9 protein-coding genes are annotated in these 9,494 nt (G+C 52.2%); 5 read left to right on the top strand and 4 right to left on the bottom strand.

Annotated features, from left to right (window positions below):
* Positions 1–11 precede the first annotated feature (11 nt).
* Positions 12–272, bottom strand: a complete 261-nt coding sequence (locus BZG74_RS14105) for a BufA1 family periplasmic bufferin-type metallophore (RefSeq protein WP_077455769.1) — start codon at positions 270–272, stop codon at positions 12–14.
* A 242-nt stretch (positions 273–514) separates the two neighbouring features.
* Here BZG74_RS14105 and uvrD point away from each other — a divergent pair, with 242 nt between their 5' ends.
* Positions 515–2,695, top strand: a complete 2,181-nt coding sequence (uvrD, locus tag BZG74_RS14110) for a DNA helicase II (protein ID WP_077773176.1) — start codon at positions 515–517, stop codon at positions 2,693–2,695.
* A 96-nt stretch (positions 2,696–2,791) separates the two neighbouring features.
* Here the strand turns inward: uvrD and BZG74_RS14115 are convergent, their stop codons facing one another.
* Both BZG74_RS14115 and rarD read right to left on the bottom strand, forming a co-directional pair.
* Positions 2,792–3,436 carry a LysE family translocator gene (locus BZG74_RS14115; protein ID WP_077773177.1) on the bottom strand — a complete coding sequence of 215 codons (645 nt, stop codon included), beginning with the start codon at positions 3,434–3,436 and terminating at the stop codon, positions 2,792–2,794.
* Positions 3,433–4,365, bottom strand: coding sequence for an EamA family transporter RarD (gene rarD / locus BZG74_RS14120; RefSeq protein WP_077773183.1), 933 nt, complete (start codon positions 4,363–4,365; stop codon positions 3,433–3,435). Before rarD ends, BZG74_RS14115 begins: the two co-directional genes overlap by 4 nt.
* 171 nt (positions 4,366–4,536) lie before the next feature.
* Here rarD and recQ point away from each other — a divergent pair, with 171 nt between their 5' ends.
* From recQ to BZG74_RS14140, 4 genes are all read left to right on the top strand, one after another.
* On the top strand, positions 4,537–6,417 hold the full coding sequence (gene recQ / locus BZG74_RS14125) for an ATP-dependent DNA helicase RecQ (protein ID WP_077773178.1): 1,881 nt from the start codon (positions 4,537–4,539) through the stop codon (positions 6,415–6,417).
* Positions 6,404–6,706 carry a DUF3630 family protein gene (locus BZG74_RS14130; protein WP_077773179.1) on the top strand — a complete coding sequence of 101 codons (303 nt, stop codon included), beginning with the start codon at positions 6,404–6,406 and terminating at the stop codon, positions 6,704–6,706. The genes recQ and BZG74_RS14130 overlap by 14 nt, the downstream gene beginning before the upstream one ends.
* A gap of 112 nt (positions 6,707–6,818) precedes the next feature.
* Entirely contained in the window at positions 6,819–7,487 is a 669-nt protein-coding gene (locus BZG74_RS14135) for a 7-cyano-7-deazaguanine/7-aminomethyl-7-deazaguanine transporter (RefSeq protein WP_077773180.1), read from the top strand.
* 58 nt (positions 7,488–7,545) lie between these two features.
* Positions 7,546–7,998 (top strand): GNAT family N-acetyltransferase, encoded by a 453-nt coding sequence (locus BZG74_RS14140; RefSeq protein ID WP_077773181.1) that lies wholly within the window; start codon positions 7,546–7,548, stop codon positions 7,996–7,998.
* Positions 7,999–8,540: 542 nt separating this feature from the next.
* On the opposite strand, the gene elbB is transcribed toward BZG74_RS14140, so the two are convergent.
* Entirely contained in the window at positions 8,541–9,191 is a 651-nt protein-coding gene (gene elbB / locus BZG74_RS14145) for an isoprenoid biosynthesis glyoxalase ElbB (RefSeq protein WP_077773182.1), read from the bottom strand.
* Positions 9,192–9,494 lie beyond the last annotated feature (303 nt).

Below are 9,494 nucleotides of genomic sequence, written 5' to 3' on the forward strand. Positions count from 1 at the left end.
GGCGCGCCATATCAGGATGACGAGGTACTGCCGCCAGCTAAGCGATCGCACAAGCCTTCAGGCACCATGACAAACGCATCTTTTTGGCCGTCTTCGGTGGAGGTGCCCGCGCAGGAGCTGGTGTTGGTGGCGCAGTCATTTTGTCCGGCTTTGGCGACGCCATAGCATTTTTCTTTTTCTGCCGCGTGGGCCGGTGCGCTAGTGAGTGTGGTCGCGCCTACAGCCAGTAATCCTGTCACAGCAGCGGCAACCGCTAGGTTAGTGTGTTTCATCATGCTTCCTCTTCTTGTTCCGTATTGGTGTTATCAGCCCACTGATTCGTGGTGGGCATATAAACCAAGATAGGAAAACGCTGCGCAATCTTTCACCACTTAAGCGGTTTTTTTGCATGGTGAGGGCTAACTTGTTGAATGTTTGTTTAAAAAAGTTGCGTCGGGATCGGGCGCGCAATTTAGTGGCGAGCTGGTATAATCGCTAACCAGTGTATAAATACCCAGTAAAATGGCAGGTGGCGATGGACGTATCAACTCTTCTTGACGGACTCAACGACAAACAGCGTGAAGCCGTGGCCGCGCCGCTCGGCAACCATTTGGTGCTGGCAGGTGCTGGCAGTGGTAAAACCCGAGTGCTGGTTCATCGTATGGCTTGGCTAATGCGGGTGGAAGAGGCGTCGCCGTTCTCGGTGATGGCGGTCACCTTCACCAACAAAGCGGCAGCGGAAATGCGCGGCCGTATCGAGCAATTGATGCAAGGCACCGCCTCTGGCATGTGGTGCGGCACCTTCCACGGCATTTGCCATCGTATTCTCCGTGCCCACTATTTGGATGCCAACCTGCCACAAGACTTCCAAATTCTTGATTCAGACGACCAGCAGCGCTTGCTACGCCGGTTAATTAAAGCGCAAAACTTGGATGAAAAACACTGGCCCGCCAAGCAAGCGAGTTGGTACATCAATGGCAAAAAAGACGAAGGCTTGCGTCCCAAGCACATTGATACCCGCCATGATCCGGTCGAAAGCACTTGGCTGCGGATTTATCAGGCTTATCAAGAAGCCTGTGACCGCGCCGGTTTGGTGGATTTTGCCGAGATCTTGCTGCGAACCTTAGAGTTATTGCGCGATAAAGCGGTGATCCGCGAACACTATCAAGCACGTTTCCAGCACATTTTGGTGGATGAGTTCCAAGATACCAACAACATCCAATATGCGTGGCTGCGTATGATGGCCGGCCAACAGGCGCGTGTGATGATTGTGGGGGACGACGACCAATCCATTTACGGCTGGCGTGGCGCGAAAGTCGAGAATATTCAGCGTTTTCTGGACGATTTCACCACCCCGCAGACCATTCGCTTGGAGCAAAACTACCGCTCAACCAGTACGATTTTGCAAGCGGCGAACACCCTAATTGAAAACAACGCCGACCGGATGGGCAAGAGCCTGTGGACCGAGGGCAAAGAGGGTGAGCCCATCTCTGTGTATGCCGGTTTTAATGAGCTGGATGAAGCGCGTTTTGTGGTCGGGAAAATCAAAACCTGGCAAGACGAAGGCGGCGCACTCACTGATAGCGCGATTTTATACCGCAACAACGCCCAATCTCGGGTGCTGGAAGAAGCCTTAATTCAAGCCGGCCTGCCTTATCGTATTTACGGTGGCATGCGCTTTTTCGAACGTCAGGAAATCAAAGATGCACTGGCGTATTTACGTTTGATGGCCAACCGTAATGACGATGCGGCGTTCGAACGGGTGGTAAACACGCCCACTCGTGGGATTGGTGATCGTACCCTTGAGACGCTTCGCGGCGCGGCGCGCGATCGCGGCCAAACCTTATGGCACACTGCCGAGCAAATCTTGGCAGAAAAAGCGCTGGCAGGACGCGCGGCCAATGCATTGGGCCGGTTTATCGAGTTGGTCAATGCGCTAGAAGATGACACCCGTGACATGGCGCTGTATCAACAAACCGATGCAGTGATCCGTCACTCCGGCTTGCGCGCCATGTACGAGCAAGAAAAAGGCGAAAAAGCGCAAGCGCGCGTCGATAACTTGGAAGAGTTGGTGACGGCCACGCGTCAGTTTACGCCTCCCGAAGAGGCGGAAGCGGAAGGCATGACACCGCTGTCGGCATTCTTGGCCCACGCCGCCCTTGAGGCCGGTGAAGGGCAAGCGGATGAGTTTGATGATGCGGTCCAATTGATGACCTTACACAGTGCCAAAGGCCTCGAGTTCCCCTTAGTCTTTATGGTCGGGGTGGAAGAGGGCATGTTCCCCAGCCAGATGTCAGCCGAAGAAGCGGGTCGCTTAGAAGAAGAGCGTCGCCTTTGCTATGTCGGTATGACGCGAGCGATGGAAAAACTCTATCTGACCTACGCAGAAATGCGCCGTGTGTACGGCAAAGACATGTTCCATAAGATCTCGCGCTTTATTCGTGAGCTGCCCGAGGCCTGCTTGGAAGAAGTGCGCATGCGTGCCAATGTTTCACGCCCTGCTACGAGCGGTGGCCGTTTTTCCAAAACGCAGACTCAGGAGAACTTTAACCAAACCGGATTTAGTTTGGGTCAGCGGGTTCAACACCCTAAATTTGGTGAAGGCACCATCATCAACTTTGAAGGCAGTGGCGGACAAAGCCGCGTGCAAGTTGCCTTTAATGGGGAAGGGATTAAGTGGTTGGTGACTCAGTACGCCAAACTGGAAGCGCTGTAATTCCGGCCGCTTAACGCCAAAAAACGTCACATACGCCCAGCCTTGGCTGGGCGTATTGGTATTAACTCCATTGCCTGCACTTTTTCAGCCGCAGCGTTAGCCGAACACGCCGGCTTGCCAAACGACCGCGCCACCTAACAGCAAAAACAACAACGCACACAGGCCATCGATAACTGGGGTGACCTTGGTGAGCACTTGCTGTACGCGACTCCCTGATAGCAGCCAGGCGAGCGAAGAAAACCAGCCTAATGAGAGTAGGAACACCACCGCCACGGCCATGGCTTTGCCGCTGGCAGACATGCTGGCCGGCACCAAGGTACTCATCAACGAAATAAAAAACACCAAGGCTTTCGGGTTGAAAAGGTTGGTCAGTACCCCTTTCCAAAAGGCCTGTTTTTGGCCGCGTACCGCAGGCGCATCATTGGTGGTTTGCGCCGGCGCTGTGGTGGCGGCGAGCAAGCCTTTAATCGCGCTAAGGCCTAAATACATCAGCACACTGCCCCCTGCCACCTGTACCCACATAAACAGTTGCGGGTGCTGATGCACCAACAGACTGATGCCGGTAATGCTCAATATTGTGTGTGCCAAAATACTGAGCGATAACCCTAGCGCAATCGCCAAGCCAGTAGCACGGCCATAACGGGTCGCATTTTGAAGCACCAAGGCAAAGTCGGGCCCGGGGCTGAGTAGCGCAATCATATGTACCCCCGCCAGCGTGGCGAGAATAGCGAGCTCATTCATCCTGATTTTCCTGCTGACAAAGGCGTGGTCTCTATCTTGGCCTCTTGCTGTCGTTTTGCCCGATAGGCATCAAAGCTAAATATCGCCAAGGCGGCCCAAATAAAGGCAAAGGTGGTGGCTTTATCTGGGGTAAAGGGTTCGTCATACAAGCCGACGGCGAGTAAAAACATTAAGCTAGGGCCAATATATTGGAAAAAGCCTAATACCGTTAAGGGTAAGCGGGTGGCGGCACCCGTAAAGCACAGTAAAGGCACCGTGGTGATCAAACCGGCAGCGGCCAGTAGCATATTGAGGCTGACGGGATTATCGAGCAGGTTGGCGCTGGGGGTATCGGCAAACTGCCAAAGATAAATCAGCGCAACGGGCAAGAGTGTGCAGGTTTCCACAAACAACCCCGGCACCGCAGGGAGGTTTATTTTTTTGCGCAGTAAGCCGTAAATCGCAAAACTGGTGGCCAGCACCAACGCAATCCAAGGCAGTGAACCAAAGGTGATCAGTTGTACTAATACCCCCACCAACGCCAGCGTGGCCGCAAGCCACTGTAGACGGCGGAAACGCTCACCAAGAAAGATCATCCCCAGCGCCACGTTCACTAGTGGATTAATGTAGTAGCCAAGGCTGGCATCCAACATGCGGTTATTGACAATCGCCCAGATAAAAATCAGCCAATTACAGCCAATAAAGCAAGAGGTGAGCATCAACATCAACAGCTTTTTCGGCTCGCGGATAATCGGTTTGAGCTGATAAAAGCGGCGGGTGAAAAAAAGCAGCAATGCTAAAAAGACAAACGACCACAATACCCGGTGCGCTAAAATTTCGGGCGCCGGAATATGGTTGACCGTTTTAAAGTACATGGGGGCGATACCCCACATAATGTAGGCCGCCAGGGCCAATAACACGCCTTGGCGTGTGCGTTTGGGATCAGGAATCACAGCGCAGTCTCGTTATAAGTGTCGGTCAGGGATGAACACCAACGTGTGCATGTTGTCTAGATGTAACAAGTTGTAAGGATGGGCGCAAGCACCTTTCTCTGTGCTCAGGGTTTCATCGCCTACAGGGTGTCGGTAGAATGAGCGCCAGTTTGAATAACGAGCTTGATTATGTCCGCCACCCCCGCCCATACCGATGCGTCAACCGCGACTGACGTCGCTACCGCTGATCCAGCTGTGAGTCCTGCCCATCAGGTACTCAAAGCGGTGTTTGGTTATCACCAGTTCCGCGAGGGTCAGCAAGCGGTCATCGATGCGGCGATTGCGGGGCGTGATGCCTTGGTGATTATGCCGACTGGGGGAGGGAAGTCACTGTGCTATCAGATCCCCGCGTTGGTGCGCACCGGCTTGACTGTGGTGATTTCACCTTTGATTTCATTGATGAAAGATCAGGTTGACCAGCTTAATGCCAATGGGGTTGCGGCGGCGTGCTTAAACTCAGCGATGACGCCTGAGGCGCAAGCGGATACTTTGCGTGCGCTAAATCAGGGGGAGGTGAAACTACTCTATGTGTCGCCTGAGCGCGCGCTAGGGCGTGACTTTATCCATCGCTTAACCGAGTGGCAACTGGCGTTGGTTGCGGTCGACGAAGCGCACTGTATTTCCCAGTGGGGCCATGATTTTCGTCGCGAATATGCCTCTTTAGGCCAGCTTAAACAGCACTTTCCTGACGTGCCGGTGATGGCGCTGACAGCCACTGCGGATGCCACCACGCGTGAGGATATTTTATCCCGCCTGGCCCTGCACGATCCGCTGGTGCATCTGGGTAGCTTTGACCGTCCTAACATTCGTTACACCTTGCTGGAAAAGCACAAACCTTTGGCCCAATTGGTGCAGTTTCTGAGCGGTCAACGCGGCCAATCAGGGATTGTCTATTGCAATAGCCGCAAGCGGGTTGAGCAAGTCACGCAAAAACTGTGTGATAACAATATGCTCGCCGCCGCTTACCATGCAGGGATGACCACAGAAGCGCGCGGATCAGTCCAAGAGGCGTTCCAACGTGATGATGTCAACATTGTGGTGGCGACCGTGGCGTTTGGGATGGGGATCAACAAGCCCAATGTCCGTTTTGTGGTGCACTATGATGTGCCGCGCAATATTGAATCTTACTACCAAGAAACCGGCCGAGCAGGGCGAGATGGACTGCCGGCTGAAGCGGTGTTGTTGTATGACCCCTCCGACATGGGGTGGCTCCATCGTTGCTTGGAAGAAAAGCCGGATGGGCCCCAAAAGCAGGTCGAAAGCCATAAACTGACCGCGATGGGCGCATTTGCCGAGGCACAAACCTGTCGTCGTTTGGTGCTCCTAAACTACTTTGGCGAGCATCGGCAAACCCCTTGTGGCAACTGTGATATTTGTCTCGACCCGCCTACCCATTTTGATGGCACCGAACAAGCACAAAAAGCGCTGTCGTGCGTGTACCGTGTTAACCAAAGCTTCGGGGTTGGATACGTGGTGGAAGTGTTGCGTGGGATGCAAAATCAGCGCATTAAAGATCATGGCCATGACAAGCTCTCTACCTACGGCATCGGGCGAGAGTGGAGCCATGAATACTGGGTAAGCATTATTCGCCAATTGATCCATCTCGGTTATCTGGTGCAAAACATTGCCCGTAGCTCGGTGCTGCAGTTAACTGAACAAGCGCGACCATTACTGCGCAGCGAGATTGCCCTTGAGCTGGCGGTACCGCGTATTGGCCTCAGCCCTCGCACCAAGGCCAACAAGCTGAGCCAGCGCCATTACGATAAAAAGCTGTTCGCCAAGCTGCGTAAGTTACGTAAAGCCATTGCTGACGAAGAAGATATTCCACCTTATGTGGTGTTTAACGACGCAACCTTAATGGAAATGGCCGAGATGCTGCCGTCATCGCAAGCGGAGCTCTTGGCGGTCAGTGGCGTTGGGCAGCGTAAGCTCGAAAAATTTGGCGATGCGTTTTTGGACTTGATTGACGATCACTTGAGTTTGAGCGAGTACGGCTATGGCACCGAGTAATTGGCAATTGATAGCGTCCGACAACACCTTGGCGTTTTATCAGCCGCAGCTGGATGCGGATAATGGCAAAGAAGTCTGTCAGCCATTGCTGCAAGCCCTCGAAGCCTCTGTGCTGGAGTGGCAACAAGACGCGGATATTATGACCTGGCTGATTGATTTTGAAGGCACGCGTTTGATGCTTAAAGCGGCGCATTACACCCAGAGCGTGTGGTTAGAAGCGCTGGATGAGGAGGGCGATGAGGTGATTACCTTTTTGCGCCGCTGGTGGACGCGTCATCCGCCTCTTTAAATTGCGCTGGCATCGTCGCTTGATTGCTGTATAATTCGCCACCTCGCGCTGCCTGTAGACGGGTAGCTAAGTATTTTGGGTTCCCTCGCCCCCAATAACAAAAAGGTGCACTATGAGCCACTTTTCTCTTGCTCAGCAGCGTAAAGCGCTGGGCTACCTCGTGATTTTTCACTTACTGATCATTGCCTCCAGCAACTACTTGGTGCAGATCCCCTTTACGGTATGGGGTTTTCACACCACCTGGGGGGCGTTTACCTTTCCGTTTATTTTCTTGGCCACTGATTTAACCGTCAGGATCTATGGTCCGGCATTGGCACGCCGCATTATATTGCTGGTGATGGTGCCCTCACTGCTGATTTCCTACGTGTTATCCGTCTTGTTTTATCAGGGCAGCTATCAAGGGTTAGCGGAGATGGGCACGTTTAATCTCACCGTCGCACGGATTGCGATTGCCAGCTTTATGGCTTATCTGCTCGGCCAGATCTTAGATATTCATGTGTTTAATCGGTTACGCCAGCAGCGCCAATGGTGGGTCGCGCCGAGTTGTTCTACCCTGTTTGGCAATGCGTCAGACACGCTCGCCTTTTTCGCGATTGCGTTTTACCAAAGCCAAGATGCCTTTATGGCCGAGCACTGGGTCGAAATCGCCTTGGTAGACTATGCCTTTAAGCTGATTATTAGCTTGGGGCTGTTTATTCCTATGTATGGAGTGTTGCTCAACCTGATTATCCGGCGTATCACACAGGTGACCCCGTCGGCGACGGTGCAGCAAACGTCCTAATCAATAGCAGAATAAAGAGTCGCATCGCGGCTCTTTTTTTACGTCAGCGGGAGGTCAGATGGAAATTCGTGCTGGGCACTTAGAGGAAGCGGTAACGGTGCTTAACAGCGTGCCCGAGTTGGATGCAGGTGTATCCTTGGAGCAATGCCACGCGCGATTAGCGGGACGTACTGCATTGGTATTGGTGGCGTATCAAAACGGTGAGCCTGTCGGTGCCAAAATAGGCTATGCCACCAGTAAGACGCAGTTTTATAGCTGGCTGGGCGGGGTGACCAAAGCGGCCCGAGGTCAAGGAGTGGCGAAAGCGCTACTCAAGGCTCAAGAAGCGTGGGTAGCGGCTTCTGGCTATCAAACGCTTGCGGTCAAATCACGCAACCGCTTTACCGCGATGGTGTGCATGCTGATGCGGCATGGCTATCAGATGGTTGCGTTGGAGCAAAAAGGTCAGCCTGCCGATTACCGGCTTTATTTTGAGAAGCAGATCAATAAATGTACAGCGAGTGGAAAATAAGCGTATTTTTTTCTTGATAAGCGATAATGAGAATGGTTATTATTAACTTGCGCTCAGGGTCAAGCTCACATGCTCAACCCTGAAGGCACGACATTGCTCACATTGCTTCCAGTGTATTAGCGGGGCGCTTATCAAACAGTGATTAAGTTAGCCTATTTTTGCTAGGCGACACCTCTTGGGGTGTCGCTTTTTTCTTTTCTGGGCAAGGGCTTTTCGAACCCGAGTTGTTGGTGTGATGGCTGTGGGTGCAATGACAGTTTGATGACAGTGAGAGAGTCTGCGCACAAGATCAACAAATGAAAAAGATTCTCAATTAAGTATTGAAAACGGTAATGAGAATGGTTATTGTTAACTCGTCTTCAGGGCCAAGCCCACATGCTCAGCGCTGAAGGCACGACATTGCTCACATTGCTTCCAGTGTATTGGGGCCAGCAAACTGTTACTAAGACAGCTTTGATTTTGTGCTCACTTGTTATAGCGACGCCCATCTCGGCGTCGCTTTTTTCTTTTCTCTTCTTTGTCTCTTTGTGGATTAGGGTGGCTTAGGCGAGCTCCACCAATTTTTTTACCAACCGATTGATGCCAACGGCTGCATCAGTGACAGATGTCGCGAGCATATAGGCTGGGGTGGAAAGCAGATGGTGACGTTGGTCTAACACATAATCCGATACCGGACACTCGATATGCTCACCGCCCATCCGGTTAAAGGCGGCGGCGATATCGGGCTCATTACCAATGGTGCCTTTGACGCCTTTCGGGTAGATCTGCGGGATCATGATAGGGGCAATACACATATAGCCAGCAGGCTTCTCGGAACGGGCAAAGGCCTGACACACCGCAAACATATCTTGGTGCACCTGAACCGGATCGCCATTGTAGGCAAAATCCGACAAGTTTTTCGCTGCCCCAAAGCCCCCGGGAACCAGTAAGGCGTCGAAGTCATCGGCGTTCAGATCGGTCAGCGGAAGAATATCTCCACGTACAATGCGGCTGGCTTCAGTGAGCACATTACGTGTTTCGCTCATCGCCTCGCCAGTACGATGATTAATGACATGGTGCTGATCGATATCTGGGGCAAAGCACTGCCATTGGGCATCGTTTTGCTCAAGGGCAAGCAGGGATAACACAGTTTCTTGGATCTCGGCACCGTCAAACACGCCGCAGCCAGATAAGATCACAGCAACCTTTTTCATGACGCTCTCCTTGTATCGGCATTTACAATATTGCAATCAGAGTGGGCAATGCATAAAGCATCGTCTACGCTTAATGGCGTTTGACAGTGTCGCATTGGCCAAGGGCTTATGCGAAATAGTAGTCAAGATCGCAAGATAAATTGGTGATTATCTCCGCAGTTTGTGATGACTTTCTCTGCAACCTTTGACACCGATAGCGATTTCTTTTTCCACACCACAGGATCCTTTTTCGATCAAGATCTAGATCCTGGGTTCTTGTTTAAGTTGATGTTTTTATTTAATAAAAAATCCATTTCTTAGGTT

It is taken from the genome of Salinivibrio sharmensis (genome assembly GCF_001995985.1).
Taxonomy (GTDB): Bacteria; Pseudomonadota; Gammaproteobacteria; order Enterobacterales; family Vibrionaceae; genus Salinivibrio; species Salinivibrio sharmensis.